We start from the raw sequence: 25378 nt of genomic DNA, 5'->3' as shown, positions 1-25378 counted from the left end.
CCTGCCTTACCGGCCTTGGTCCGCGACCGCCCGGACCAGCCGCTCGAAGCGGGCGTGCCAGCCGGGGTCCGTGGCCTCGTCGGACTCGTGGGTGAAGCGGACCGTCGTGCCGGTGGGGTGTGCGGGTTCCAGGTGGAAGCGGACCCGGCCCCGCCCCTGCACCGTGTACTCGGCGACCCGCTCGACGTCCCAGGCGGTGATCCGGCCCTCGCCCTGGAGCCCGACCGCACCGCCGAGCCGCGGCTCGAACGGCTCGGCGACGGCCAGCCACGCCCGCAGCCCCTCGGAGGTCGCCACCGTCGCCCAGACTTTGTCCACAGGCTGGGGAAAACTTAGCCGGTAGTGCCGTACGTACGCGTTCCCCCGGGTCTCGACGGGCCCCTTCTCGATGGCACCGATGGAGCCGATGGGACCAATGGGACCGGTAGGACCAGCGGGATGAGCGGGATCGCGGGGATCGCGGGGATCGAGGGGATCGAGGGGATGGGTCATGACACCAGCGTGGCCCGCGAACCGGGCTTCCGCACGCGTGAAGGGCGCTGACCTGCGGCCCCCGGCCCCCCGGACAACCCGAACGGCCCGCCCCTCGGGGGGCGGGCCGCTTTGTTCAGTCGGAGTTCTGTCAGACCCCGGCGTACGAGTGCTTGCCGGAGACGAAGATGTTGACGCCGTAGTAGTTGAACAGCCAGCAGGCGAACGCGATGAGCGCGATGTACGCGGCCTTGCGGCCCTTCCAGCCGGCCGTGGCCCGGGCGTGCAGGTAGCAGGCGTAGGCGACCCAGGTGATGAACGCCCAGGTCTCCTTGGGGTCCCAGCCCCAGTAGCGGCCCCAGGCGTCGCCCGCCCAGATCGCGCCCGCGATGATCGTGAAGGTCCACAGCGGGAAGACGGCGGCGTTCACGCGGTAGGAGAACTTGTCGAGGGAGGCCGAGGCGGGCAGCCGCTCCATGACGGAGGTCGCGAAACGGCCGGGCTGCCCGCCGGTCGCGAGCTTGTTCTCGTACGAGTCCTTGAACAGGTAGAGCAGCGCGCCGACCGCGCCCACGTAGAAGACGGCGCCGCAGAGGATCGCGGTCGAGACGTGGATGTACAGCCAGTACGAGTGGAGTGCGGGAACCAACTGGTCGCTGGCGGTGTACAGGACGGTGACGGCGAGCCCGAGGTCGAGGAGGACCGTGGTGACCAGGGGGAGGCCGAGCCAGCGGATGTTCTTCTTCAGCGCGAGCAGCGCGAGGTACACCCCGACGGCGACGGTGGAGAAGGTGATGTTGAACTCGTACATGTTGCCCCACGGCGCACGCTGCACCGACAGGGCGCGGGCGACCACACCCGCCGCCTCGACGGCGAAGGCGAGCACGGTGAGGGACACGGCGATACGGCCGTAGAGGTCGCCCTGTTCGTCCCCACCGTGCGCGCCGGGCCCGTCGGGCACGTCACGGGCGCCGGGCGCGGACCGGGTGACGACCTGCGGCCGGTCCAGGACGGCGGTGCCGCCCGCCGACTTCACGGTGACCGCGGGCGCCTTCGCCGCGGTCTTGTGGGTGAGCGCGGCGGCCGTGCGGCCGACCTTGCTGCGGCTGCCGAAGAGCCACTCGGCGATGTACGCGAAGAAGGCCAGGGTGTAGACGGCCATCGCGGAGTAGATCAGCGTGTTGCTGATGTTGGCGAGGTGTTCGTTGGTTGCGGTGGCGAGAGTCACTGCTTCTCAGCCCCTTCGGCAGGTACGGGGGGTGCGACGGCGGGGTCGGGTTCGTCGGTCTTGGTGGGCGCCTGCTCGTGCACGAGCGCGGCCAGGTCGCCGAGTTCCTCGGGGAGCTTCGCGGACTCGCTGCGGCCCAGGCCGGCCATCTCGACGACGGTGACACCGTCGGCGCCCGTGGTGGCCCGCACCCAGACGCGGCGGCGCTGGATGAAGAGCGACCCGGCGAGACCGAGGATCGCGCCGAAGGCTCCGGCCAGTGCCCAGTCGCTGCCGGGCTGCTGCGTGACCTGGAAGTTCGCCCACTCCTTGACGTCCTTCTCGAAGGTGATCGAGCCGGCGCCGTTCGGCAGCTTCATGGTCTGACCGGGCTTCAGCCGCTGCTTGAGGATGGCGCCCTTGGCGGTCTTGAACTGCTTCAGCCGGGAGGTGTCGAGCTGGTACACGTTCTGCGGGATGCCCGCGTCGACGCCCAGGCTGCCGTGGTACGCGGACACCGCGAGCCGCGGATTGAGCAGCGCGGGGAACTGGGAGAACATCGTGCCGTTGCCGTCACCCGCGAAGGACGGCACGAAGAAGGCCGCGAAGCCGAGCTGCTCCTTGACGCCCCGCGCGTTCCGGTAGCCGTCCATGACCTTGATCGCGCCCTGCGAGGTGACGTTCGAGTCGAGCGGCAGCATCGGCACGGCGTCATGGAGGACGACGTTGCCCTTGCCGTCCCGGACGGTGACGACGGGCGCGTAGCCGTGGGCGGTGAGGTAGACCTTCGAGTCGCCGATCTCCAGCGGCTCGTTGACCTTGACGGTGGTCTTCTTCTCCTTGCCGTAGGCGCCCACGCTGTAGGTGACGTCCGCCTGGTACGTGCGCGGGGTGCCCTTGTTGGGGCCCGTCAGCTCGTAGGTGCCGGTGAAGTTCTTCAGGTCGAAGCTGAACGGCGTGAGGTCGTCGGTGCTGAAGAGGCTGCCGGACTTGAAGTCGTCGTACAGCGCCAGCGTGTTGGAGAAGCCGCCGCCCTCGACGATCAGCTTGTTGCCCTCGGACTTGAAGAGCTGGCCCCAGGCGAAGGCGACCAGCATCACGATCAGCGCGATGTGGAAGAGCAGGTTGCCGGTCTCGCGCAGATAGCCCTTCTCGGCGGCTACGGCGTCCCCGGCGGCATGCGCCCGGAACCGGCGCCGCTCGAGCACCTTGAGCGCCACCTCACGGACCTGCTCCGGCTCGGCCCCGGTGCGCCAGGTCGCGTACGCGGGCAGCCGGTTCAGCCGCTTCGGCGCGCCCGGCGGACGGCCGCGCAACTGCCCCACGAACTGCCAGGTCCGCGGCACGATGCAGCCGATGAGCGAGACGAACAGGAGGATGTAGATCGCCGAGAACCACACCGAGCTGTAGACGTGGAACAGTCCGAGCCTGTCGTAGACCGGGCCCAGCGTGGTGTGCGCGTCCTTGAACTCCTGCACCTTCGCCGCGTCGGTCCCGGACTGCGGGATCAGCGACCCGGGGATCGCGCCCAGCGACAGCAGGAAGAGCAGGATCAGCGCGACCCGCATGGAGGTCAGCTGCCGCCAGAACCAGCGGGACCAGCCGATGACCTCGCGAAGGGTCCAGGCGAGCCATCCGATGGCACCGGGTGCGCGGGGCCCCCCGAAGGAGCCGGGCATGGCCGTCTCCACCGGGGCGGTGGACAGCTGGGATCCGGCTTCGCCGAGATCGCCGTCGGCTCCTCCGTCGACGGGCTGCCCGGCGGCGGCCGGATCCGTCGTCTTGCCGGTGTCAGTGGTGCTCATGGATCAGATCCCTACCGTGAAGCCGTCGGACCAGGTCTGCATCTGCTGCACGATGCTGTCCCACGCACCCGTCAGCAGCAGCAGGCCGGTCACGATCATCATGCCGCCGCCGATGCGCATCACCCACGCGTAGTGGCGCTTGACCCAGTCGAAGGCACCGAGCGCCTTGCGGAAGGCGACGGCGGCGAAGACGAAGGGCACGCCCAGACCGACGCAGTACGCGACGGTCAGTATGGCCCCGCGGCCCGCGCTCGCCTGCTCCATGGAGAGAGAGATGACGGAGGTGAGTGTCGGGCCCAGGCACGGCGTCCAGCCGATGCCGAAGAGCGCGCCGAGAACGGGGGCGCCCACCAGGCCGGTCACCGGCCGCTTGTGGAAGCGGAACTCGCGCTGCGTGAGCCAGGGCATCAGCCCCATGAAGAACACGCCCATCGCGATCATCAGCACGCCGAGGACCTTGCTGAGCGTGTCCTGGTACTCGTGCAGGGTCGTCCCGAAGTACCCGAACAGCGCCCCGCCGGAGACGAACACGGCGGTGAACCCGAGCACGAACAGGCTGGCGCCCGCGACCATCCGCCCCCGTCTGGCCTCCGCCAGATCGGTACCGGTGACCCCGGTGACGTACGACAGATAGCCGGGTACGAGCGGCAGCACGCACGGCGAGAAGAAGGAGACGAGGCCGCCGAGCACGGCGACCGGCAGAGCGAGCAGCAGGGCCCCGCTGTAGACCGTGGCGTTCTTGTCGGCCACCGCGGCGAGGTCCGTGGACGCGACGAGAAGGGACACGTCGGGTCACTTCTCCGCGAGGATCGGATCGAGCATCTCGCGCAGCTTCTCTTCGGTGAGAGCCTGGAGCGTCCGGGCCGCGATCTTCCCGTCCCGGTCGATGACGAGCGTGGAGGGGATCGTCTGCGGGTTGAGCGTGCCCTTCTTGAAGCGGAGCATCAGCTTGCCCGTCGGATCGTACAGGCTGGGGTACGTGATCCCCTGCTCCTTCTCGAACGCCTTGGCCGGAGCGGTGCCGGGGTCACGGGTGTTGAGGCCGACGAACTGCACGCCCTGCGCCGCGGTGTCCTTGGCGACCTTGACGAAGTTCGGCGCCTCGGCCCGGCACGGCGGGCACCAGGAGCCCCACACGTTGAGGACGACGACCTTGCCCTTGTAGTCGGCGACGTCGAGCTGCTTGCCGTCGACCGTCTTGCCGGACAGGTCGGGGGCGTCGACCCGGCTGCCCTTGGCGACGGTGGAGATGCCGTCCTTGCCGGCGACGAAGTTGGTGTCGCCCCCTCCCCCGTGCGTGCCCCCGGAACTGCACGCGGACAGGACGAGGGCGGCGACGGCCGCCCCCGCGCTCAGCAGGGCGGCGCGGCTACGGGTGCGGTTCGTGCGGTTCAGGCGCTGGTGGACGCGGCAGGCGGCACTCATGTGAAAAGTTTCGCATGTCCGTTCCGGGGATCTTGCCCACCCCCCTTGCGGGCGGAAACCCGCATTTCAGGCGGCGTTTCCGGCCCCCGCGGAAGAGCCCTTGCCGGCCTCGCCGAGGAACGCCTTCCAGCCACCGGCCGGTTGCTGCCCCACGTCCAGGGACCGGAGCTTGGCCAGCACCTCGGGCGGCTGTACGTCCATCCAGTCCACGAACTGCCGGAAGGAGACGAGGCGTACGTCGCCGCCCTTCTCCTTCTCCCGCGCGATGTATTTGAAGGCCCGCTCGACGGCGTCCATGTAGATGCCGCCGTTCCACTCCTCGAAGTGGTTGCCTATGAAGAAGGGTGCGCGGTTTGTCTCGTATGCCCGCTTGAATCCGGCTATGTAGGAGTTGGTCGCCTGGGTGCGCCAGCCCGGGTAGTTGTAGGACGGCGCCTTGGTCGAGTTGATCGACTGGTTGGCGAGGATGTTGTAGTCCATCGAGAGCACCTCGAAGGTGTGCCCGGGGAACGGGATCGCCTGAAGCGGCAGGTCCCACACGCCCGCCTTCTTCTCCGGCCAGCGCTGACGGCCGCCGGGCGAGGACGCGTCGTAGCGCCAGCCCAGGTCGCGGGCGGTCGGCAGCAGGTTGTTCTGGCCGAGGAGACAGGGCGTACGGCCGCCGATCAGCTCCTTGTCGTAGTCGAACGGGAGCGGCGCCAGGTCGGTCCACCCGGTGTTGGTGCGCCACTCCTTCACGAACGACTTCGCCTGGTCGATCTCGCTGCGCCACTGCTTGGGCGTCCAGTTGGCGACCGTGCCGTAGCCGGAGCAGAAGTGGCCGTTGAAGTGCGTGCCGATCTCGTGGCCGTCGAGCCAGGCCTGGCGGACGTTCTTCAGGGTCGCCTTGATGTGGTCGTCCGTCAGATAACCGATGTCGGAGGCGCCCGGCGCATTGTTCGGCGGACGATAGAGGCGCTTTTTCGACTCGGGGAGGAGATAGATCCCCGAGAGGAAGAACGTCATATGCGCGTCGTGTTCCTTCGCAAGCTCCAGAAAACGCGGGAACAGACCATTGCCGACTTCTCCGGCGCCGTCCCAGGAAAAGATCACGAACTGCGGCGGGGTCTGGCCGGGCTCCAGCGGAACCGGCTTTCCCGGCTGGCGCGGCTGCTTGCCGGTGTTCGAGGTGGAACCGTCACCGAGGGGACGTGCGGTGTGTTCGGGCTTACCCGGCTTCCCCTTGCCGGAACCGCCGGAGTGGCTCCCGCCGTCCTGCTCCTGGGTACCGCAGGCAGCCAGTCCCATCGCCGCGGCGGCCCCCGCTCCGAGCCCGATCAGTCCCCGCCGGCTGATGTCCCGCATTGCGTCCCCATCTCATCGCGCCCTCTCGGTGGTCACTCGTTGAGAGGGCGCGACGAAGACGGGGGTTCCGTCAATCGCACTTATATTTACGTGTTTTTGTGAAGATGAGTGTGGATGCCGTGACTGAATACGTCTTATGGCGAGGCGTACGCCTTGATGCGGGACGTACGTGTTATCACGCCCCGAACGCCTTGTCCTTCCCCTTCACCGGCTTGGCGCCCGCGAGGAGATGAGCCGGTACGAGTTCCCGGGCGGGCTCGCTGTAGCCGACGGACACGATCCTGTCGCCCTGGTACGTGAAGGTCGTCAGCGACGCCAGCGTGCACTGCCGCTTGCGCGGGTCGTGCCACAGCCGCCGCTTCTCCACGAAGCTGCGCAGGGTCCAGATCGGCAGCTGATGGCTGACGCACACGGCCTCATGACCGCGGGCGGCGTCCTTGGCCGCGTCCAGCGCCCCCATCATCCGTACGACCTGTTCCACGTACGGCTCGCCCCAGGACGGCTTGAAGGGGTTGGTGAGGTGCTTCCAGTTCTCGGGCCGCCGCAGCGCGCCGTCGCCCACGCCGAAGGTCTTGCCCTGGAACACGTTCTCCGCCTCGATCAGCCGCTCGTCGACGGCGAGGTCGAGACCGTGCGCCTTGGCGATCGGGGTGGCCGTCTCCTGCGCCCGCTCCAGCGGGGACGCCACGACGTGGGTCACGTCACGTGAGGCGAGGTGCTCGGCGACCCGGTCGGCCATCTGCCGCCCGAGCTCGGAGAGGTGGTAGCCGGCCAGGCGCCCGTACAGGACCCCGTCCGGGTTGGCGACTTCGCCGTGCCGCATGACGTGGACGACGGTGATGTCCTGGTCGGACGAGGGGATGCTCATGCGGTGGCCTCCGCGGCGGCACGGGCGGCGGCGGGCAGGGCGTCGGCGATCCGCTGGACGGCCTGCTCGTCGTGGGCGGTGGAGACGAACCATGACTCGAAGGACGACGGCGGCAGATAGACGCCCTGCGCCAGCAGCGAGTGGAAGAACGCGGTGAACCGGAAGGACTCCTGGCCCTTGGCGTCCTCGTAGTTGTTCACGGGTCGGTCGGTGAAGAAGACGGAGAACATGTTGGAGGCGTTCTGCAGCCGGTGGGCGACGCCTTCCTTGGTGAGCGCGTCCGTGACGAGCGTACGGATCTCGGCCGACACGGCGTCGACCTTCGCGTAGGCCGCGTCGTCGAGGAGTCGCAGCTGGGCGAGCCCGGCGGCGGTCGCCACGGGGTTACCGGAGAGGGTGCCGGCCTGGTAGACGGGCCCGGCGGGCGCGAGGTGCGCCATGACGTCCCGCCGGCCACCGAAGGCGGCGGCGGGGAAGCCACCGCCCATGACCTTGCCGAAGGTCATGAGGTCGGGCCGGACGCCGTCGACGCCGTACCAGCCGGCCTTGCTGGTCCGGAAGCCGGTCATGACCTCGTCGGAGATGTACAGCGCGCCGTTCTCGGCGCACGCGTCCTTGAGCCCCTGGTTGAACCCGGGCGCCGGCGGGACGACGCCCATGTTGCCGGGCGAGGCCTCGGTGATGACGCAGGCGATCTCGCCCGGGTGGGCACGGAAGGCCTCGCGCACGGCATCGAGGTCGTTGTAGGGGAGGACGATGGTGTCGCCGGCCTGGGCGCCGGTGACGCCCGGGGTGTCGGGCAGCGCGAACGTCGCCAGTCCGCTGCCGGCCGCGGCCAGGAGCGAGTCGACGTGCCCGTGGTAGCACCCGGCGAACTTGATCACCTTCGCCCGCCGGGTGAAGCCGCGGGCGAGCCGGATGGCGGACATGGTCGCCTCGGTCCCGCTGGACACGAGCCGCACCTGCTCGACAGGCTCGACGCGGGCGACGATCTCCTCGGCGAGCGCCACCTCGCCCTCACCGGGCGTACCGAAGGAGGTGCCGCGCGCGACGGCCTCCTGGACGGCGGCGATGACCTCGGGGTGGGAATGGCCGAGGATCATCGGCCCCCACGAACAAACAAGGTCGACATATGTACGGCCGTCGGCATCGGTCAGGTATGGACCGTTACCGGACACCATGAACCGGGGCGTACCGCCCACGGCGCGGAAGGCGCGCACCGGAGAGTTCACGCCGCCGGGCGTGACGGCCGCCGCGCGCTCGAAAAGAGTCTGCGAAACTGGGGCTTCGTACGGATAGCTCACACAAGCCATGGTGTCAGAGGCCGCCAAGATCCCGCGGACAGGTGTTTCACCGCACGTTTCGGCGGGACGCCGTGGGGGAGGTCACTGACACGATGATCGGGTTGCGCGGCGGGGGCCACGCGTCCCAGAACAGCAGTCGGGTGGAGATATGCATCGCGGTGGCGGACTGGGCGAGGGGACCGATGACCTCGGTCCTCGGCGTGCCCGGCGGGGAAGGCACCGGCGCGACGCGGAGGAAGCGGCCGAGAGACGTCAGGCACAGGGCTCGTCGGGATCCTCGGGTTCGTCGGGATCTTCGGGACCCGCCGGCGCTTCGGGACCGCAGGGATCTTCCGGACCTTCGGGAGCCGCTCCGGGACCGCAGGGGCCTTCCGGCCCTTCCGGAACTCCGGGACCGCAGGGATCTTCCGCACCTTCGGGGCCTTCCGGGCCTCCGGGATCACAAGGACCTTCGGGACCTTCGGGAGCCGCTCCGGGACCGCAGGGGCCTTCCGGACCGTCGGGAGCCACTCCGGGGTCACAGGGACCTTCCGGACTCTTCGGGCCTTCCGGAGCTGCGGACCCGCAGGGACCTTCGGGAGCGACAGGACCGCTGGGAGCTGCGGGTTCACAGGGATCTTTGGGATCTTTGGGATTGCCGGGCGCTCCGGGATTCCAGAGTTCGCGCGGTGAGCCTGAGCGGATCGACCGCACGGCCCGTATCGACGGTATGGACTATAGGGACCGCAGGGTTGACCGGCTCGGGGCAGGGAGCGGGAATGGTGGTCGGGTGGGGGTGACGTACAAATACTTCGGCGCGCCCGACGGCGCGACCGCGGCCCGCGTCCCGATCTCGATGCGCCCCGAGGAGCTCGGCGGGGACGAGCTCGGCATGAACGGCATGTTCACGAAGATCAAGCCGGAGACGATGGCCGCGATGGTCCTCACCGGCATCGAGGGCGTCCCCCTGAGCAAGGTGCCCCCACTGGAGCTGGTCGTCCTGCACCCCGACTACGCGGTGGTCAAACTCCCCATGACGGTCGTGGACCCACTGCGCGGCATCGGCGAGGAGGCGGTGGGCGCCGCGGCGTTCATCTGGTCGACGGTGCCGGACCGGGGCGGCCCACGGGACGCGTTCAACGTGTACCAGCTGCTGCACGAGTGGCAGGACTTCTCGCATCGCCTGCATGAGGCGGGGCATCAGCCGTACTGCTTGGTGTGGCCCTGACCTGACCTGGGGTTCACGGTGTGGGCGGGGATTTCGGGCCCCGCCCTCGGCAGTGCCCGTTCACCGGCTCACGCTGACGGGGGTTCGTCGCGGTGGGCGACCGTGATGAGACGTTCGCGGCCGGGGGTCTCGAGTTCGTCGACCACGGCGACGGCCAGGTCCTCGGCGCTGATCCACGATCGGCCGTCTGCGCTGGTGAGCAAGGTGTCGGTGCCGCGCCGATAGCGGCCGGTTCGTTCACCGGGCTCGAGCAGGGCCGGCGGGCTCAGGTAGACCCAGTCGGCATCGGCATGGGCCTGGCAGGCCCGCAACTGAGCGATCCCGGCGGCGGCTGTGGTCTTCCATTCGGCGGGCACATACGTCGGGTTGTCGGCGACCAGCAGATCGTGGTCGTCCGGGCTGCGCAATGCGCCGGCGCCGCCGACCACGAGGACGCGAATCCCGAGTTGTGCGGCGATGTCCAGCACCGTACGGGTGGCGCCGATCAAGAACTCCTGGTCGACCGGATGGGTCCGCACGGTCAGCACGACGGCGTCCGCGGCGCGGTTCGAGGCGACGCCGGCGAGCGCCTCGCGTACGGCTGACGGGTCGTTCGCATCGGCCGCGATCAGCGTCACGTTCGGGTCCTCGCTCGCAGGCTTCCGGGACAGAGCAAGCACCCGGTGTCCGCGGGCACCGGCCTCGGTGATCACCCGGCTGCCGACCATCCCGGTGGCGCCGAGCACAGCGATCGTCATGCCCGCCCTCATCGAACCTGTACTCATCGAATCCGTCCTCCTCGAATCTGGTCTTCTCGACTGGGGTCTGGAATGCGGTCTGGAATGGGGTCTTCTGCCGGGCCGCCGCGCGCGATGCGGCCGAAGACGTTCGGGGCATTGAGCTGCGTGGCGAGCAAGGCGGCCAGGGCGAGGACGAAACCAAGGGTCTGCGGCAGGCCCAGCGACTCGCCCAGCACGATGCCGACCAGGGTCGCGACCAGCGGAGACAGCAGCACCAGCGGTGCGGACACGCCGACCGGCAGCTTTCCGATCCCGCGGAACCACAGCGTGTACGCGATCAGCCCACCCATGCTGCCGAGCCACAGGTAGCCGCCGACCGCTCCGGCGTCGATCCGCTGCGGCACTCCCTCGATCGCGAGGGTGAGCGGGAGCAGCAGCAGGCCGCCGGCCGTCAGTTGCCAGCCGGCCAGGGTCAGTGGCCCGACCTCCGCGGGACGGCCCCAGCGCTTGGTGAGGACGACCCCACCGACCATGGCGGCCGTACCACCGAGGCCGACGAGCACCCCGACGCCGTCCAGCCGGGCCTGTGGCCCGAGCACGACGAGTCCCACGCCGATCACGCCGATCGCACCCCAGGTCCACCGCCAGGCCGTCGGCCGGTCCCGGAGCACCGCGATGGCCAGCCCGGCGACCAGCAGCGGCTGCGTGGCGCTGAGGGTGGCGGCGACACCGCCGGGGAGTCGTTCGGCCGCCAGGAACAACAAGGGGAACAAGGCGCCGATGTTGAGCACGCCGAGGACTGCGGCCTTCCACCACCAGTCCCCGCGCGGGGGCACGCGGGTGATCGCCAGGCCGAGCAGCCCAGCGGGCAAGGCGCGCATCAACCCGGCGAACAGCGGATGCCCCGGCGGTAACAGTTCCGTGGTCACGGCGTACGTGGTGCCCCAGGACGCGGGAGCGAGTGCGGTCAGTGCGACGGTCGCCACCTGCTGCGCGTACGAGGTCCGCAGCGAGCCCGGTGACCGCTCGGTCGAGGAATGCATGTGCCGAAGTCTCGGCAGCGACCCATCATGTTTCCAAAGCATGCTTGTCATCGCAGCCATGAATCAGAACGATGGCCGCGTGGATCTCCAGCAGATGCGATACGTCGTCGCCGTCGCCGAAACCCGCAACTTCACCCGCGCCGCGGAGCGCTGCTCCGTGGTGCAGTCGTCACTCAGTCACCGGATCGCCGGCCTGGAACGGGAGCTCGGGGTCAAGCTGTTCGCCCGATCCAGCCGCCGCGTCGAGCTGACCAGCGCCGGAGCGGCGTTTCTCGTCGGCGCGCGCGAGTGCCTGGCCGCTGCCGACCGCGCCGTTGCCGATGCTGCGGCCGCGACCGGCGTGGTACGCGGCCGGCTCGCCGTCGGCGTGATCGTGACCACGGCTGCCGTTGACGTACCCGAGTTGCTGCAGCGGTACCGCGCCCAGCACCCGGACGTCCATGTCCTGCTCCGTTCCGGGCGCAGCGACGAACTGGTGGCGGCGATCCGGAACGGCGAACTGGACATCGCCTTCCTCGGGTTGCCGGAGGGCGAACGGCCACCCGGTGTGGAAACCGTTGTTCTCGATCACGACGAGCACGTACTGGTGGTGCCGGCCGGGCACCGGCTCGCGGGTGTCTCCCAGGTCACGCTGCGCGAGATCGCCGAGGAGACGTACGTGGACTTCGTGGCCGGGACACCCGCCCGGGCCCAGTCCGATCAGGCGTTCGCCGCTGCGGGCCTGGTCCGCGACGTCGCGTACGAGGCCGGTGTCGTCGAGCTGATCACCCGGTTGATCACGCGCGGGCTCGGCATCGCGCTGCTGCCGTCGGCGTTCATCCGACCGCTGGCCGCCGACGACCCCGAACTGGCGCTGGTCCCGGTGGTCGACGGGCCGCATCGCATCGAGTATCTGGCGTGGAGCCGATTCAACCCCAGCCCCGCCACCCGGGCGATGCTCGACGTCCTCGGCGTCAGACCGCCGTCCACAGTGTCCTGACCCACGACAGCGACTTCAAGGATGATGTTCTGACAGTCACTCACCACGGTTCATCCGGTGGCGGGGTACGAGTCCAGGACGGAGCCAGGCATCATGACCTCTCCCCTCAGCGGCAGCGGCGCCCAGCCATTGAAGATCGACACGAGCAAGCCTCACCCGGCCCGGATGTACGACTACTTCCTCGGCGGGAAGGACAACTACGAGGTCGACCGGGAGGCCGCCGAGCAGTTCATCAAGGTGGCCCCGGAGGTGCGGGCGGGCGTCCGCGCCAACCGGCGCTTCATGCACCGCGCCGTCCGGCACGTCGTCGCGGAGGGCGGCGTCCGACAGATCCTCGACGTGGGCACGGGCCTGCCCACGGAGCCCAACGTGCACCAGATCGCGCACGCCATCGCTCCCGAGACCCGCGTCGTCTACGTCGACAACGATCCGATCGTCAGCGCCCACTCGATGGCCCTCATGGACGACGCCACCGACACCTCCGTCATCCTGGCCGACCTGCGTGATCCCCGGGCCCTTCTCGACCACCCCGAGGTGCGCAAGACCATCGACTTCGACCAGCCGGTGGCGCTGCTGCTGGTCGCCGTCGTGCACTTCATCGCCGACGCGGAGGACCCGGACGGCATCGTCGCCACCCTCCGCGACGCGCTGCCCACCGGCTCCTACCTCGTCCTGTCGCACGCCACGGGCGACGTCCACGAGGACCGGCGCGAGGACGCGGCGTCCGTCTACAACGCCGCTACCGCCACCTTGAACCTCCGCCCCCACGCCCGGGTCCTGGACTTCTTCGGCGACTTCACCCTGGTCGACCCGGGCCTGGTCCCGGTCCCGGACTGGCAACCCGACGAACCGCCGAAGCTCGACGCCCCACCGATCGGCATCTACGGCGGAGTGGCCCGCAGGAACAGCTGACCGGCCGACGGCTCTTGTCCGTGGCGTCAGGACGGCTGCGGCCCGCGCCTGGCCGCCTGCTCGGTCGCCGGCGCGTGATCCGGGCCGGCCGGCCGTTGTTCGTCAGTCGGGCCGTTGGGTGCGGTTTTCGTGAGCGAGCCCGTCGGGGCGGGTAGCCGTGCGCGGTCCGAGGGGCAGGACCAGCACCCGTAGCGCGGCGGGGTCCGCCGGCCGGCGGACGGCTGGGTCCGATGGACGACGCGTCACCGGGTCCGGCGGTCGACGGACCGCCCCGATGTCCCGCCATCCCCACGACAGGAAGGCGTCGCAGGTCGCGGCGTCGGCTTGATCCACCATCGTGGCGCCGAGCGAGGCGTGGTGGTCGGTGATCAGCCGTTCCTGGAGTCGGCGGGCGAGGTCCGGGTCCTGTGCGTGCGGGTGCACCACGATCTCGGTGATCGCGAAGACATGTCCGGACGCGGTGAGCTGTTCGACGCTCCGCGGGAGGGGGCCGTCGAATCCCCGCCACCATGTGCCCTCGCGTCGTACGGGGAATCCGTAGGCGCACCCGGCGAAGGCCGTGTCCTCCGCGATCAGCAGCGCGAACCCGGGCCGCCGGATGTCGCCGGTGAGCCGTCGCAGAAACGCCTCCCGGCCCCGGTACTCCTCGCCGGGCCGCGCCTGGAAGGACTCCACGTACAGATCGGCCAGGTCCTCCCGCAGGGTCTCGGCCTGCCAGCGGTTCAGCCGGCGCAGGCGCACCGTCGCGTCCCTGGGGGAAGGCACGCTTCCGCCTCCCGGCGGCTGCGGCTCCCGCCGGGGCGGGGCCGTCACAGCGCACCGCCCGAGGCAGCGGGAACCCGACGCGCGGCGGGTGTCCGAGGGAGGGCGTGGAGCTCGTGCAGCAGGAAGCCGGAGCCGGTGATCTCTATGACGCGAGCCGTGGGCGGAGGCGGATGGTGCAGTTGGACCGTCGTTCCGGCCTCGTGGGCGATCTGGTACGCCGTGAGGAAGGCGTTGAGCCCGCTGCCGTCGCAGAAAGTGATCGCCGTGAGGTCGACGTCGACGGTGCGGATGCCGTCGCGCAGGCACTCGGTCAGCGCCGCGCGCACCAACGGCGCCGTGGTCAGGTCGATCTCTCCCGCAAGGGTGAGCAGAGCATGAGTGTTCCGGTCGTGCCGGTGGACGTTCAGCTGGGGAAGGGCCATGGCTCCTCGGTTCGGACGTCGCGTCGACCGGCAGAGGTGCGGGTCTGCGCGGTGACAGAGTGAACGGCCGGTCCGGCAGCCCGAGTTGGTGGACGCGGTCGCCGGACCGTTTTCCGGGGATGCGCCGGGCGATCGGACGGAAGGTCCGCCTCGGCGGGCATCGTGTCCAAGTGGTGGTGTGCCGCCGGGGTCTGGGACGTCCTGTTCAGCAGCGTAGTCCGCGGGCCGGGCGGGCGCGACGGCCGAAACCGGCCCTTCGCGCCCGCTCCCTGTCCACGCCCGGCCGCCCTTCACGGGGAGCGCGGGGCACGGGAAGATCCCGGCCTAGTCGGAAGAGCCGATCGCGGGGCACGGGAAGATCCCGGCCTAGTCGGAGGAGCCGATTGGGGTGACGCCGGTCGCGGTGAGGATCCGTTCGGCCGACGCGTCGTTGTCGTCCCGTACCGCCATGGTCATCGCGGCGCGTGCGGACGCGGGAGCCGCCTGCGGAGGGATCACCAGGAACAGGAAGTGGTCCTGGTCGCCCCGGGTGATGATCATGGTGTTGTCCTCGACGGCGGACCAGTCGATGCGCACCGTATGCCCCTCGACGACCAGATGGCCCGGCCTCTCGTCCCAGGCGCTCGCGTCGAGGCCGACGCGGGCGAGGGGACCGAGCCGGGCGGTCAACGCGGTGAGCAGGCCGGTCAGTTGGCTCGCGAGGTCGCGGGAATGTGGCCACCACGCGCCGTCGAACGTCCCCGTGCGCTTGGGTGTCGTCTCCATCCGCAGCACCGCGGTGCCGGGGAGCACCGGCTCACTGCCGGTGTCTGCCAGCAGCCTCACGGGGAGCATCGGGCTCACCCCTCTCGCTTCCGGGTGCGGCGCCGGTCCCCGGGCCGGTCGGCCGGGAGCGGGCCTGGTGGAAGGCGGCGAAGCGGTCCGCGTAGTGGAAGGCGGCGATGCGGTCGTCGTGCTGCGAGTTGAGCAGGTGGATCAGGAGCACGCCCAGGGCGATCATCGCCAGGAGCACGAGCACGTTCACAAAGATCTCCATGGCCGCTCACATCCACTTCGGCTGACCCGGTATCGCGGCGGCGACTGCCGGAATGCGGGGACGTGAGGCCGGATCGCGCGCCTCATGCCCTCCTTCGGAGTCCCAGACCGCTTCCACGGCCCGGTCGGTCTCGGCCACCGTCCGCAGGCGTGCCGCCTCCTCCATCAACCGGCTCGCGGTCGATGTGCCCAGGGGGTCGCTCGCGGCGGCCATCAGCCAGGCGGCCGAGGCGGGAGGCGTCCGCGGTGGGATCACCAGGAGGTCCCAGCGGCCCACTTGGTACGAGAGCAGCATCAGCTCGTGCGGGTCCTGTTCGGCCAGGAACCAGCCCACCTTCACCACATGCCCGGCGACGGGCACCTTGCGCGGGAAGACCGGCCAGTAGGTGGGATTCACCGTGACCCGGGTGATGCGCCCCCACAGCGGATCGAGCACGGCCGTCAACGCGGGAAGTTCCGCGTCGAGATCGCGGGAACGGGGCCACCAGGCGCCGTCCAGCAGAGCCGGTGCGGGACCGACGGGAGCCAGCGACAGGCGGAGATACGAGGAGTACGAGGACGAGGTCCGGTCTTCGAGTGTCGGCGGCGGGTAGGAAACGGTCGCAGTCATGACGCGAACCCTGCCCCGGGCCGGCCGGAACCGGCCCGGTGTAATCGATCGCCGAAAACGACAGAGGCGTGGAAGCCGGTGCGCGGAATATCCTCGGTACCTTCAGCGTACTCTTCGGCCGAGCCGAACGGACCGTTCCGCGACGGCGGTCACCGAAAGGAGCTATCCGGCTTCCGGCGCGTCCGCAACGACTTCGGCCCACACCGTCTTGCCGGTGGGCGTGCGGGGTTCCGTTCCCCAGCGCGCGGCGAGCACCGCCACGAGGAGCAGGCCGCGCCCGGACTCGTCCTCCGGCCGGGCGACGGTCTGCGAGCCGAACCGGGGCTGTCGCGCGGAAGCGTCCGCCACTTCGATGCGGATCAGCCGCGTTCGCACGTCGAGGGCGATACGGAGGTGAAAGTCCCGGCCGGGCGCCCGGCCGTGCCGTACGGCGTTGGCGGCCAGCTCGGCGACCAGCAGTGCGGCCACGCCGGACGTGTCCGATGACGGCGGGTAGCCCCAGTCGGTCATGCAGAGCGCCGTGAGATGCCGGGCGAGCCGTGCGCCTCGGGGTGACGACGTGAACTGGGCGGAGAACACGCGGCTTTCGACCGCACCAGCGGGAAGGTCGTCCTCCTCCGCGGGCGGCTCCGCCGGTGCCCTCGATGCCGTCCCGGGTTTCGGCCCGGGTTTCGGCCCGGGTTTCGGCCCGGGTTTCGGCCCGCCTGGTGGCGTACTCGTCGTCGTCCTCGGCACGGTGGCGTCCATCGCAGCCCCTTCGTCGTAGCGGCCAACCCACAGCGTGTGCGAGTCATGACTTTCCGTATACGAGAGGTGTCACTCGGGCTTACGCTCAAAAGGTGACCGAGCGTTTACCGTTCGGGCCGTGAGGAAGGGAAGTCGCTTCGTGGTCAACGAAATTGACCCGGGATCATCGATGGCGGCACCGTTCGGACCGCGCACACCCGGCCGCGGCACGGCCCGGAGTCGGGCCGGCGTCACGCCAGGCTGTCGAGTTCACGAAGGAGGCGGGCTCCCTCGCGGGTCATGACCTCCGGGTCGCGCAGAGCGTTGGAGAGCAGCGACATGCCCTGGTAGGCGCCGACGAGCGCCAGCGCGTGCCCGTCGGGTTCGGGCACCCCGATCTGGCGGTACTGCTGTTCCACCCACTCCAGCAGCTGCCGGATGACCTGGCCGACCGAGAGATCGAGACCGCCCTCGGCGCGTTTGTCGAGTTCGACGGCGAGGGTGCCCGTGGGGCAGCCGTAGCGGGCCGCGACGTCACGCGCGCCGACCCAGGCCGTGACGAGGCCCTTGAGGCGTTCGCGCGGGTCCGGAAGCCGGTCGAGCCGGCCCGTGAGTTCCTTCAGGTACTCGGTGTGCTGGGAGAGGGCCGCCTCGACCAACTCGTCCTTGGTCTTGAAGTAGTAGTACACGTTTCCGGCCGGGACGTCGGCGGCGCGGGCGATGTCGGCGATGGTCGTGCGCTCCACGCCCTGCTCGTGCAGGATCCGGGCGGCGGCGGCCATGAGCCGCTGCCGTTTGCCGGCGTCCTTCGCCCGAGGACTTCGGGAATTCACTGAGTCAGTCACCCGACTAACTATAGACAGCCGCCCACCCGGCCGTGCTAGCGTCTTGCCCCACGGAGTTAGTCAGCCAACTAACTCATCACCGAAGCTGGGGGAACGACATGATCGTGGTGACTGGTGCGACCGGGAACGTCGGACGAGCGCTGGTGCGGCTGCTCACCGAGGCGCGGGTGCCGGTGACGGCCGTGGCCCGGCACATCACCGACGCCGACGTCCTGCCGGGGGTGCGGGCGGTGACCGCCGACCTGGCCGAGCCGGCCGGCCTGCGGTCCGCGTTCGAAGGGGCGGAGGCACTGTTCCTGCTGGTGGCGGGCGAGGACCCGCACGGCGTCCTGAAGGAGGCGAAGTCCGCCGGGATCCGCAGGGTCGTGCTGCTGTCCTCGCAGGGAGCGGGGACCCGCCCGGAGACCTACCGGCACCCGCGCCTCTTCGAGGAGGCCGTACGGGACTCCGGGCTCGCGTGGACGGTCCTGCGGTCGGGCGGCATGGCGACCAACGCCTTCGCCTGGGCCGAGTCGATCCGCACACGGCGGGAGGCCGCGGCGCCCTTCGGGGACGTCGGCCTGCCGTTCATCGATCCCGACGACGTGGCCGCGGTCGCCGCCGTCGCCCTGCGCCGGGACGCTCACCCGGGCGCCGTCTACACCCTGACCGGTCCCGCACCGACCACCCCGCGCGAGCGTGCCGCGGCCATCGCGGCCGCGCTGGGCGAGCCGGTGCGGTTCACCGACCAGGCCCGGGAGGAGGCCCATGCGCTGATGGCGCGGTTCATGCCGCTGCCGGTGGTCGAGGGCACGCTGGCGATCCTGGGCGAACCGACCGAGGACGAGCAGCGGGTGAGCCCCGATGTCGAACGCGTCCTGGGCCGGGCGCCGGGCACCTTCGCCGCCTGGGCCGAACGCAACACCGCGGCCTTCCGGTGAGCGCGCGGTGGGCGCCGCGATGAGCACGCCGTGGGCGCCACGATGAGTACGCCGTGGGCGCCGCGATGAGCACACGAGGGCACTCCGGTGAGCCCGCGGGGTGCACTCCGATGAGTACTCAGGTGGGCACTCCGGTCGGGGATTTCCTCGCCGAACCGCAGGTGGCGACCCTGACCACCCTGCGTCCCGACAACTCGCCGCACGTCGTCGCGGTGCGCTTCACCTGGGAGGGCCGGACGGGGACGGCCCGGGTCCTGACCGTGGACACCACACGCAAAGCCAGGAACGTCATCGCCGGGCCGGGCGGTCGCGCGGCGCTCTGCCAGGCGGTGGGGTTCCGGTGGGTGACGTTGGAAGGACTCGCCATCGTGCACGACGCACCCAGGCGAGTGGCCGAAGGCATACGCCGTTACACCGCGCGCTATGGAACGCCGCCTCCCGCCCCGCCCGGCCTCGTGGTCATCGAGATCGCGGTTGATCGCATCACCCGGCTCAACCTCCGATAAGGGACTGAACCATGCCTGTACAGCACATCCTCGACTCGACCATGTACCACCGGGAGTCCGGCACCGGGGTGCCCATCGTCTTCCTGCACGGCAACCCGACGTCGTCCTACCTGTGGCGGGACGTCATGCCGGCCGTGGGATCCGGACGGCTGCTGGCCCCCGACCTGATCGGTATGGGCGAGTCGGGCAAACCCGCCCTCGACTACACCTTCGCCGACCACGCCCGTTACCTGGACGCCTGGTTCGACGCGCTCGATCTGCGCGACGTGATCCTGGTCGGGCACGACTGGGGTGGCGCGCTGGCCTTCGACTGGGCCGCGCGCCACCCGCACCGGGTGCGCGGCATCGCGTTCACCGAGACCATCGTCAAGCCGATGGCCTGGGCCGAGTTCCCCGAAGGCGGCCGGGAGCTGTTCCGGGCGATCAAGACGCGGGGCGTCGGCGAGTCCATGATCCTCGACGACAACGCCTTCATCGAGCAGGGCCTGCCCGGCAGCTCCGCCACGGCGCTCACCGAGGGCGACCTCGATGTCTACCGCAAGCCGTACCCGACCCGGGAGAGCAGGCTGCCGCTTCTTCGGTGGCCGCGCTCGATGCCGCTGGGCGGCGAGCCTGCCGACGTGGTGGCCCGGATCGAGGCGTACGACCGGTGGCTGAAGGCCAGCGTGGACGTGCCCAAGCTGCTGCTCACGTTCGCGCCCGGACCGGGGGCGATGATGCACGAGGGCATCGTCGCGTGGTGCGCGGCGAACATCGCCGGCCTGGAGATCGAGCACTCCGAAGCCGTCGCCGGGCATCACACGCCGGAGGACCAGCCCGTGCTGATCGCCAGGGCCATCTCGGCCTGGGCGGACAGACTCGGCCTTCGCCTCTCGTGAAGCGCCGTCTTCGGGGTGCGGTGGTACGGAATCGACGGCGGAGTCCGGGGTTCGGTGAGCGTCTGGACTCGCGGATCCGTACCGATGTGCGGGTCCGGGGAACCCTCCGGGGGTATCGTCGGCGGACAGGTGCTCGATGAGCTGACGAACCGACGAGCTGACGAGCAGACCGACTGACGGGCAGAAGGAAGGCAGACGTGGACGGCAGGCGGAGGCGGGGGCCGGGAGTGGCTCGGCTGCTCGTGCTGTGCGCCGTCCTGCTGGGGCTGTTCTTCATGCACGGGGCTCCGGCGAACGCCGCCGAGGGCTGCCACGGCTCGACGGCGATGGTCATGTCTCCGGGCACGGGGCACGGCGAGGACGTCCGCATGGACGCTGCCGCCCTGCGTCCCCCGGGTGCCACGGCACCGGGCGCCTCGGCCATGGCCCCGACGGCTCCCCCTGCCCACGGCGTCGCCATGCCGGGGATGAGCGGAGAGCTGTGCGTGTCCACGCCGGCCCGCGACCGGACGCCCCTGCCCGCGACGGGCCTGCTCGCGCTCCTCGGCCTGGTGGCCCTGGTGGCGTGGCATCCGACGGGGCGGTCCGGTGTCTTCGGGGAACCGGCCAGGCGCGGCCCGCCCCTATACGGGCGCCATCTCCTCCTCCAGGTGTGCGTCGCGCGGACGTGACGGACGCCCGCCGGAGTCCGGCCGTTCGGCCCCTCCGGCCAGGTGTCCTGTTCACCCGCGCGCCACCGGTGTGGTGCGCCCACCCGGAAAGACCCCTGAAATGTTCACTTCCCCGCGTTCCTCCGCACCCCGGCGTGCCCTCTCGGCGGCCGCTACGGCGGCTGTTCTCGCGCTGACGCTCGCGGCCTGTGGCTCCGGCGACCCGAAGGACTCGTCCATGCCCGGGATGCACCACGGCAGCGGTTCCGCCGCCGCGTCGTCCTCCGCGTCGTCCTCCTCGTCGTCCTCCTCCGGGCGGTTCAACGGCGCGGACGTGACGTTCGCGCAGCAGATGATCCCGCACCACCAGCAGGCCGTGGAGATGGCGGAACTGGCCGAAGGCCGCGCCTCCGACCAGGACGTCAAGGACCTGGCCGCCGCGATCGAAAAGGCACAGGACCCCGAGATCAGCACCATGCGAGGGTGGCTGAAGTCCTGGGGCAGGCCGGGTTCGTCCACGGCGAGCGGCATGCCCGGTATGCAGCACGGTGCGGGCGGCACGGACATGGCCGGGATGATGTCCGACGAGCACATGACGGCACTGAAGGCCGCCCAGGGCACCGCCTTCGACAAGATGTTCGCCCAGATGATGATCGACCACCACGAGGGTGCGATCACCATGGCCGAGGACGAACAGAAGAGCGGCCGCAGCGCCGACGCCAAGAAGCTGGCCGGCACCGTCATCACGAACCAGACGGCCGAGATCGCGAAGATGAACAGGATCCTCGGCCGGCTCTGATCCGGGGCGGCACCGTTCGCGTCCCGCGATGAGCCCACCCTGGGCCTGATCCTCGGGGCCCGGTCATGCCAGTGGCACCACCGCCGGCATGACCGGTACGCGGCGCGCCGCGCCCCTACTCGCATCGCCGGTACACACGTCGCGGCGCACCACCACTGGCATGCCGGTGCGCCGCGCGGCTTGGCCGCGATCGTCGCCACGAGGGTCGGCGGATACACCGAGCCGACACCGTACGAAAATACGCGCGGGAATCTGCCTGTCGGCCAGATGAATTACGGCGGAGTATCCGGAGCATTTGTCGACCGCACTACCGCAATCACCGGATGCGGCCAAGCGGATTCACCGGCATTTCCTCCGGGCCGTCGGATCGCAGCCGCGGCGGCGCACAAACGAGCCGAGGCCCGCACCTTGCGGTGCGGGCCTCGGCCACGTGATGCTTCGTCCGGGTTAGGCCGGGACGATGTTCTCCGCCTGCGGGCCCTTCTGGCCCTGCGTGACGTCGAACGTCACCTTCTGGCCTTCCTGCAGCTCGCGGAAGCCCTGGGTGGCGATGTTCGAGTAGTGGGCGAAGACGTCAGCGCCGCCACCGTCCTGCTCGATGAAGCCGAAACCCTTTTCCGCGTTGAACCACTTCACGGTACCAGTAGCCATGTCATTCTCCTTCGGGGCAGTACTGGAGGCCCCACACTGTGTGAGGTCTCGCGTCGCCGCGATGATTGCCCTGCCCGGAGAACCGGAAATCCAGAGATGCATGGCCGGGGTTAACCGGCGAAAACACTCAAAATGCTTGGGAACCAAAACTGCAACTGAAATCGACACTAGCACGGACCGGCGCGTGAGGCACGGTTGTGAATGTCACTCCACCCGGGGGAATGAAAAATCGTCTACCCGCCGTACAGGTTTCCTCCGTCCCCGGCAGCAGACATTTTCGTCCGACCGACGGGTAACGGCGGCGGTGGCACCGCGGCGGGAACGAGGCCGGCCGCCTGCCGCCCCGTTCCCCTCGCCGGTCTCCGGTGTCACCATTCCGGTCGAGGGGCGCGCGCCCCCAGTGGCGGGGGGAGGCGGTTCATGGCGGCGGAGGTGTTCCTGCGGCGGCTGAGCCGGTGGCAGGCCGAGCAGCAGCGCAACGACATCGGCGACGTCCACGTCATGGTGTACCGCGGTGACGTGGGCACCGAGTACCGGGACCGGGAGGACTTCCTCGGCCGGTTCGAGCAGGACGTCCGGCGTCCCGACTTCGACATGGTCGTCGCCGGGGCGGCGCGGCTCGTCGGCTGCGCCTATGGCTTCCACGCCTCCCGCACCGGGGGGTGGTGGTCGGGGTTCGACGGAGAACTCCCGCCGGACATCGAGGAGTTCACCGCCTCCGGGCGGGTGTTCGTGCTGGCGGAGCTGATGGTGCTGCCCGCCTTCCGGCGCCAGGGCATCGCCACCCGGCTGCGGGAGCGGCTGCTGGAACGACGGCCCGCGGACCTGGTGGTGACCACCCTGGACCTCGACGGCGACGACGCTCCCACCGAGGCCGCCGGTCACGTGCTGCGGGCCTGGGGCTGGTCGCGGCTGGGCACCCTGGCCCCCGGCCCCGGGGCCGCCCCGCGCGAGGTGTGGATCCACCGGCCGCCCGGCTGACCACGCAGACCGCCGACTGCCGATACCGACAGGTCGCTACCGACAGCCGGCCCCGACAGCCCCGGCCGCCCGAGTCACGGGCGACGTCGCAGGCGCGGACGGTCGAAGACGTCGCAGGCGCGGGCGGTCGAATCGGCCGCCCTTGCTCCATATGCACGCGCCGGACGGAACCCTAAAGGTCCCTTAACACCGGATACGCCCACGGTCCGCTCTCTCCGGTTCGTCCCCCTGCATACGCTCCCGCCGTGTTCAACGTGACCGGGATCCTGAAGCGTCTGGTGATCGGCCGGGCCATGCGGAGCGAGGAGCTGCACGAGGCCCTGCTGCCCAAGCGGCTCGCCCTGCCGGTCTTCGCCTCCGACCCGCTGTCCTCGGTGGCGTACGCGACCCAGGAGATCCTGCTCGTCCTCACCCTCGGCGGCCTCGCCTACCTCCACTTCACGCCGTGGATCGCGGCGGCGGTCGTGGCCCTGATGGCGGTCGTCGTGCTGTCGTACCGCCAGGTCGTGCACGCGTATCCGAGCGGTGGCGGCTCGTTCGAGGTCGTGTCCACGAACCTGGGCCCCTCGACCGGTCTGGTCGTCGCGGCCTCACTGCTCGTCGACTACGTCATGACCGTGGCGGTCTCGGTCGCCTCCGGCGTCGACAACATCATCTCCGCCGTTCCCCGGCTCGCCGAGTACCGCGTCCCGCTGGCCCTCGTCTTCGTCGCGCTCCTGACCGCCGTCAACCTGCGGGGCCTGCGCGAGTCGGGGCGGGCCTTCGCCGCGCCGACGTACCTCTTCATCGGCGGCGTGCTCGTCATGGTGGTCACGGGGCTGATCCGGTACGCCCTCGGGGACCCGCCGGTCGCCGAGAGCGCGCGGTACGGGATCACCCCCGACCCCGGGGACGCCCACCTCACGGGCCTGGCGCTGACCATGCTGGTGCTGCGCGCGTTCTCCTCCGGCTGTACGGCGCTGACCGGCGTGGAGGCGATCTCCAACGGCGTACCCGCCTTCCGCAAGCCCAAGTCGAAGAACGCCGCCGCGACCCTGGTGGCCATGGGCACCCTCGCCATCGTCATGTTCGTCGGCGTCACCGCGCTCGCACTGATCGCCAAGGTGCGCATCACGTCCGACGCCTGCCGCCTGACGGGGCTGCCGGGCGACTGCGCCTCCTACACCCAGCGGACGGTCATCGCGCAGATCGCCGCCGCGGTCTTCGGCGGCGAGCACAGCGTCGGCTTCTACGTCATCCAGGCCGCGACCGCCCTCGTCCTGATCCTGGCCGCCAACACGGCCTTCAACGGCTTCCCGCTGCTCGCCTCGATCCTGGCCCAGCACCGCTATCTGCCCCACCAGTTGCACAACCGCGGCGACCGGCTCGCCTTCTCCAACGGCATCCTCGCCCTGGCGGTCGTCGCCGCACTGCTGCTGTGGGGCTTCCGGGCGAGCGTCACCAGCCTCATCCACCTCTACATCCTGGGCGTGTTCACCTCCTTCACGCTGTCCCAGCTCGGCATGGTCCGGCACTGGAACCGCGAGCTGCGCGTGGAGCGCGACGGGGCGCTGCGCAGACGGCACCACGTCGCGCGGGTCATCAACGCGGTGGGCTCGGTCGTCACCGGGCTCGTCCTGGTGATCGTGCTGGCGACCAAGTTCACGCAGGGCGCGTGGCTGGCGGTGCTCGCGGCCGTGGTGCTGTGGGTGATGATGCGCGGCATCCGGCGGCACTACGACACCACGGCGGCGGAGCTGGCGGTGACCGACCCGAAGATCGAACTCAGGCCCCCTTCAAGGGTGTTCGGGATCGTCCTCGTCTCCACCCTGCACAAGCCGACGCTGCGGGCGCTGGCGTACGCGCATGCCCTCAAGCCCGACCGGCTGGAGGCGCTGACGGTCTCCGTCGACCGGGACTCGGCGACGGAGCTGGAGCGGCGCTGGGAGGAGTACGACATCGACGTACCGCTGAAGATCCTCGACTCGCCCTACCGCGAGGTGACCCGGCCGGTCATGGAGTACGTGCGCTCCGTCCGCCGCGAGAGCCCGCGCGATGTCGTCGCCGTGTTCATCCCCGAGTACGTCGTCGGCCACTGGTGGGAGAACCTGCTGCACAACCAGTCGGCGCTGTGGCTCAAGAGCCGGCTGCTGTTCACCCCGGGTGTGATGGTCATCAGCGTGCCGTGGCAGCTCAGCTCCTCGGCCCGCGCGGACCACCCGCCGGCGCGGGCGCCCGGGTCGGTGCGGCGGGGGGAGCCGCAGGGGGATCAGCGGGGGCCGGTGGGGGTGCGGGACCGGTAGGGCGCGGGGCCGACGAGGCGTGCG

28 protein-coding genes are annotated in these 25378 nt (G+C 70.3%); 10 read left to right on the top strand and 18 right to left on the bottom strand.

From position 1 onward, the window contains the following. Positions 1-6 precede the first annotated feature (6 nt). From SAVERM_RS44895 to hemL, 8 genes are all read right to left on the bottom strand, one after another. Positions 7-318: an SRPBCC domain-containing protein gene (locus tag SAVERM_RS44895; RefSeq protein ID WP_242432179.1), complete on the bottom strand. Its 312-nt coding sequence runs from the start codon at positions 316-318 to the stop codon at positions 7-9. 304 nt (positions 319-622) lie between these two features. Then, positions 623-1699 carry a c-type cytochrome biogenesis protein CcsB gene (gene ccsB / locus SAVERM_RS24780; protein WP_010986224.1) on the bottom strand — a complete coding sequence of 359 codons (1077 nt, stop codon included), beginning with the start codon at positions 1697-1699 and terminating at the stop codon, positions 623-625. After that, complete coding sequence (resB, locus tag SAVERM_RS24775; RefSeq protein WP_010986223.1) at positions 1696-3483, bottom strand: cytochrome c biogenesis protein ResB; 1788 nt, start codon at positions 3481-3483, stop codon at positions 1696-1698. Before resB ends, ccsB begins: the two co-directional genes overlap by 4 nt. Before the next feature lie 3 nt (positions 3484-3486). Next, positions 3487-4269 (bottom strand): cytochrome c biogenesis CcdA family protein, encoded by a 783-nt coding sequence (locus SAVERM_RS24770; protein WP_010986222.1) that lies wholly within the window; start codon positions 4267-4269, stop codon positions 3487-3489. 6 nt (positions 4270-4275) lie between these two features. Continuing rightward, positions 4276-4908 carry a TlpA family protein disulfide reductase gene (locus SAVERM_RS24765; protein ID WP_010986221.1) on the bottom strand — a complete coding sequence of 211 codons (633 nt, stop codon included), beginning with the start codon at positions 4906-4908 and terminating at the stop codon, positions 4276-4278. Positions 4909-4974: 66 nt separating this feature from the next. After that, entirely contained in the window at positions 4975-6252 is a 1278-nt protein-coding gene (locus SAVERM_RS24760) for a polysaccharide deacetylase family protein (RefSeq protein WP_010986220.1), read from the bottom strand. A gap of 175 nt (positions 6253-6427) precedes the next feature. Beyond that, positions 6428-7120, bottom strand: coding sequence for a histidine phosphatase family protein (locus SAVERM_RS24755; protein WP_010986219.1), 693 nt, complete (start codon positions 7118-7120; stop codon positions 6428-6430). Next, positions 7117-8433 carry a glutamate-1-semialdehyde 2,1-aminomutase gene (gene hemL / locus SAVERM_RS24750; protein WP_010986218.1) on the bottom strand — a complete coding sequence of 439 codons (1317 nt, stop codon included), beginning with the start codon at positions 8431-8433 and terminating at the stop codon, positions 7117-7119. Before hemL ends, SAVERM_RS24755 begins: the two co-directional genes overlap by 4 nt. A gap of 760 nt (positions 8434-9193) precedes the next feature. On the opposite strand from hemL, the gene SAVERM_RS44890 reads away from it, so the two are divergent. Then, positions 9194-9631, top strand: coding sequence for a hypothetical protein (locus SAVERM_RS44890; RefSeq protein WP_010986216.1), 438 nt, complete (start codon positions 9194-9196; stop codon positions 9629-9631). A gap of 68 nt (positions 9632-9699) precedes the next feature. Here the strand turns inward: SAVERM_RS44890 and SAVERM_RS24740 are convergent, their stop codons facing one another. Together SAVERM_RS24740 and SAVERM_RS24735 are read right to left on the bottom strand one after the other, a co-directional pair. After that, positions 9700-10368 carry an NAD(P)-dependent oxidoreductase gene (locus SAVERM_RS24740; RefSeq protein WP_010986215.1) on the bottom strand — a complete coding sequence of 223 codons (669 nt, stop codon included), beginning with the start codon at positions 10366-10368 and terminating at the stop codon, positions 9700-9702. Between the two features lie 23 nt (positions 10369-10391). After that, positions 10392-11393 carry an EamA family transporter gene (locus SAVERM_RS24735; RefSeq protein ID WP_010986214.1) on the bottom strand — a complete coding sequence of 334 codons (1002 nt, stop codon included), beginning with the start codon at positions 11391-11393 and terminating at the stop codon, positions 10392-10394. A 79-nt stretch (positions 11394-11472) separates the two neighbouring features. On the opposite strand from SAVERM_RS24735, the gene SAVERM_RS24730 reads away from it, so the two are divergent. After that, complete coding sequence (locus SAVERM_RS24730; RefSeq protein WP_037647971.1) at positions 11473-12372, top strand: LysR family transcriptional regulator; 900 nt, start codon at positions 11473-11475, stop codon at positions 12370-12372. A 93-nt stretch (positions 12373-12465) separates the two neighbouring features. Beyond that, the gene (locus SAVERM_RS24725) at positions 12466-13284 is read left to right on the top strand and encodes an SAM-dependent methyltransferase (RefSeq protein WP_037647974.1); all 819 of its coding nucleotides are present in this window, start codon (positions 12466-12468) and stop codon (positions 13282-13284) included. A 102-nt stretch (positions 13285-13386) separates the two neighbouring features. On the opposite strand, the gene SAVERM_RS24720 is transcribed toward SAVERM_RS24725, so the two are convergent. The 7 genes from SAVERM_RS24720 to SAVERM_RS24690 form a co-directional block, all read right to left on the bottom strand. After that, complete coding sequence (locus SAVERM_RS24720) at positions 13387-14049, bottom strand: hypothetical protein (RefSeq protein ID WP_242432180.1); 663 nt, start codon at positions 14047-14049, stop codon at positions 13387-13389. A 44-nt stretch (positions 14050-14093) separates the two neighbouring features. Further along, a complete protein-coding gene (locus SAVERM_RS24715) occupies positions 14094-14471 on the bottom strand; it encodes an STAS domain-containing protein (RefSeq protein ID WP_010986210.1) in 378 nt (125 codons plus the stop codon). Positions 14472-14837: 366 nt separating this feature from the next. After that, positions 14838-15305 (bottom strand): DUF5994 family protein, encoded by a 468-nt coding sequence (locus SAVERM_RS24710; protein WP_010986209.1) that lies wholly within the window; start codon positions 15303-15305, stop codon positions 14838-14840. Beyond that, complete coding sequence (locus SAVERM_RS43110) at positions 15268-15507, bottom strand: hypothetical protein (RefSeq protein ID WP_010986208.1); 240 nt, start codon at positions 15505-15507, stop codon at positions 15268-15270. Before SAVERM_RS43110 ends, SAVERM_RS24710 begins: the two co-directional genes overlap by 38 nt. Positions 15508-15513: 6 nt before the next feature. Beyond that, positions 15514-16116, bottom strand: a complete 603-nt coding sequence (locus SAVERM_RS24700) for a DUF5994 family protein (RefSeq protein WP_010986207.1) — start codon at positions 16114-16116, stop codon at positions 15514-15516. Between the two features lie 162 nt (positions 16117-16278). Further along, complete coding sequence (locus SAVERM_RS43945) at positions 16279-16695, bottom strand: ATP-binding protein (RefSeq protein ID WP_037647977.1); 417 nt, start codon at positions 16693-16695, stop codon at positions 16279-16281. Between the two features lie 398 nt (positions 16696-17093). Beyond that, positions 17094-17687 (bottom strand): TetR/AcrR family transcriptional regulator, encoded by a 594-nt coding sequence (locus SAVERM_RS24690; protein WP_010986205.1) that lies wholly within the window; start codon positions 17685-17687, stop codon positions 17094-17096. Positions 17688-17785: 98 nt separating this feature from the next. On the opposite strand from SAVERM_RS24690, the gene SAVERM_RS24685 reads away from it, so the two are divergent. The 5 genes from SAVERM_RS24685 (at position 17786) to SAVERM_RS24665 (ending at position 21440) form a co-directional block, all read left to right on the top strand. Beyond that, positions 17786-18607, top strand: coding sequence for an SDR family oxidoreductase (locus tag SAVERM_RS24685; protein WP_010986204.1), 822 nt, complete (start codon positions 17786-17788; stop codon positions 18605-18607). Between the two features lie 110 nt (positions 18608-18717). After that, complete coding sequence (locus SAVERM_RS24680; protein WP_037647983.1) at positions 18718-19113, top strand: pyridoxamine 5'-phosphate oxidase family protein; 396 nt, start codon at positions 18718-18720, stop codon at positions 19111-19113. Positions 19114-19124: 11 nt separating this feature from the next. Next, the gene (locus SAVERM_RS24675) at positions 19125-19991 is read left to right on the top strand and encodes a haloalkane dehalogenase (protein WP_010986202.1); all 867 of its coding nucleotides are present in this window, start codon (positions 19125-19127) and stop codon (positions 19989-19991) included. Positions 19992-20188: 197 nt separating this feature from the next. Beyond that, positions 20189-20662, top strand: coding sequence for a hypothetical protein (locus tag SAVERM_RS24670; RefSeq protein WP_010986201.1), 474 nt, complete (start codon positions 20189-20191; stop codon positions 20660-20662). A 100-nt stretch (positions 20663-20762) separates the two neighbouring features. Next, positions 20763-21440 (top strand): DUF305 domain-containing protein, encoded by a 678-nt coding sequence (locus tag SAVERM_RS24665; RefSeq protein WP_010986200.1) that lies wholly within the window; start codon positions 20763-20765, stop codon positions 21438-21440. Positions 21441-21887: 447 nt separating this feature from the next. Here SAVERM_RS24665 and SAVERM_RS24660 read toward each other — a convergent pair whose 3' ends face one another. Then, a complete protein-coding gene (locus tag SAVERM_RS24660; protein WP_010986199.1) occupies positions 21888-22091 on the bottom strand; it encodes a cold-shock protein in 204 nt (67 codons plus the stop codon). 420 nt (positions 22092-22511) lie between these two features. Between SAVERM_RS24660 and SAVERM_RS24655 the strand changes: the two genes are divergently transcribed. Further along, complete coding sequence (locus SAVERM_RS24655; RefSeq protein WP_010986198.1) at positions 22512-23072, top strand: GNAT family N-acetyltransferase; 561 nt, start codon at positions 22512-22514, stop codon at positions 23070-23072. A 293-nt stretch (positions 23073-23365) separates the two neighbouring features. Further along, the gene (locus SAVERM_RS24650; protein ID WP_171033220.1) at positions 23366-25354 is read left to right on the top strand and encodes an APC family permease; all 1989 of its coding nucleotides are present in this window, start codon (positions 23366-23368) and stop codon (positions 25352-25354) included. Positions 25355-25378 lie beyond the last annotated feature (24 nt).

Origin of the sequence: Streptomyces avermitilis MA-4680 = NBRC 14893, from assembly GCF_000009765.2 — a bacterium.
Classification (GTDB): Bacteria; Actinomycetota; Actinomycetes; order Streptomycetales; family Streptomycetaceae; genus Streptomyces; species Streptomyces avermitilis.
The sequence above is the reverse complement of the archived record's forward strand: the minus strand, read 5'-3'. Positions and strand labels throughout refer to the sequence as shown.

Coding starts and splice junctions, on each gene's coding strand:
- SAVERM_RS43110 (WP_010986208.1), bottom strand. CDS start 15,507: ATGGAGATCTTTGTGAACGTGCTCGTGCTCCTGGCGATGATCGCCCTG.
- SAVERM_RS24650 (WP_171033220.1), top strand. CDS start 23,366: ATGCGGAGCGAGGAGCTGCACGAGGCCCTGCTGCCCAAGCGGCTCGCC.
- SAVERM_RS24660 (WP_010986199.1), bottom strand. CDS start 22,091: ATGGCTACTGGTACCGTGAAGTGGTTCAACGCGGAAAAGGGTTTCGGC.
- hemL (WP_010986218.1), bottom strand. CDS start 8,433: ATGGCTTGTGTGAGCTATCCGTACGAAGCCCCAGTTTCGCAGACTCTT.
- SAVERM_RS24715 (WP_010986210.1), bottom strand. CDS start 14,471: ATGGCCCTTCCCCAGCTGAACGTCCACCGGCACGACCGGAACACTCAT.
- SAVERM_RS24685 (WP_010986204.1), top strand. CDS start 17,786: ATGATCGTGGTGACTGGTGCGACCGGGAACGTCGGACGAGCGCTGGTG.
- SAVERM_RS24725 (WP_037647974.1), top strand. CDS start 12,466: ATGACCTCTCCCCTCAGCGGCAGCGGCGCCCAGCCATTGAAGATCGAC.
- resB (WP_010986223.1), bottom strand. CDS start 3,483: ATGAGCACCACTGACACCGGCAAGACGACGGATCCGGCCGCCGCCGGG.
- SAVERM_RS24740 (WP_010986215.1), bottom strand. CDS start 10,368: ATGACGATCGCTGTGCTCGGCGCCACCGGGATGGTCGGCAGCCGGGTG.
- SAVERM_RS24735 (WP_010986214.1), bottom strand. CDS start 11,393: ATGCATTCCTCGACCGAGCGGTCACCGGGCTCGCTGCGGACCTCGTAC.
- SAVERM_RS24760 (WP_010986220.1), bottom strand. CDS start 6,252: ATGCGGGACATCAGCCGGCGGGGACTGATCGGGCTCGGAGCGGGGGCC.
- SAVERM_RS24765 (WP_010986221.1), bottom strand. CDS start 4,908: ATGAGTGCCGCCTGCCGCGTCCACCAGCGCCTGAACCGCACGAACCGC.
- SAVERM_RS24655 (WP_010986198.1), top strand. CDS start 22,512: ATGGCGGCGGAGGTGTTCCTGCGGCGGCTGAGCCGGTGGCAGGCCGAG.
- SAVERM_RS24700 (WP_010986207.1), bottom strand. CDS start 16,116: ATGACTGCGACCGTTTCCTACCCGCCGCCGACACTCGAAGACCGGACC.
- SAVERM_RS24755 (WP_010986219.1), bottom strand. CDS start 7,120: ATGAGCATCCCCTCGTCCGACCAGGACATCACCGTCGTCCACGTCATG.
- SAVERM_RS24665 (WP_010986200.1), top strand. CDS start 20,763: ATGTTCACTTCCCCGCGTTCCTCCGCACCCCGGCGTGCCCTCTCGGCG.
- SAVERM_RS24680 (WP_037647983.1), top strand. CDS start 18,718: ATGAGTACTCAGGTGGGCACTCCGGTCGGGGATTTCCTCGCCGAACCG.
- SAVERM_RS24710 (WP_010986209.1), bottom strand. CDS start 15,305: ATGCTCCCCGTGAGGCTGCTGGCAGACACCGGCAGTGAGCCGGTGCTC.
- SAVERM_RS24675 (WP_010986202.1), top strand. CDS start 19,125: ATGCCTGTACAGCACATCCTCGACTCGACCATGTACCACCGGGAGTCC.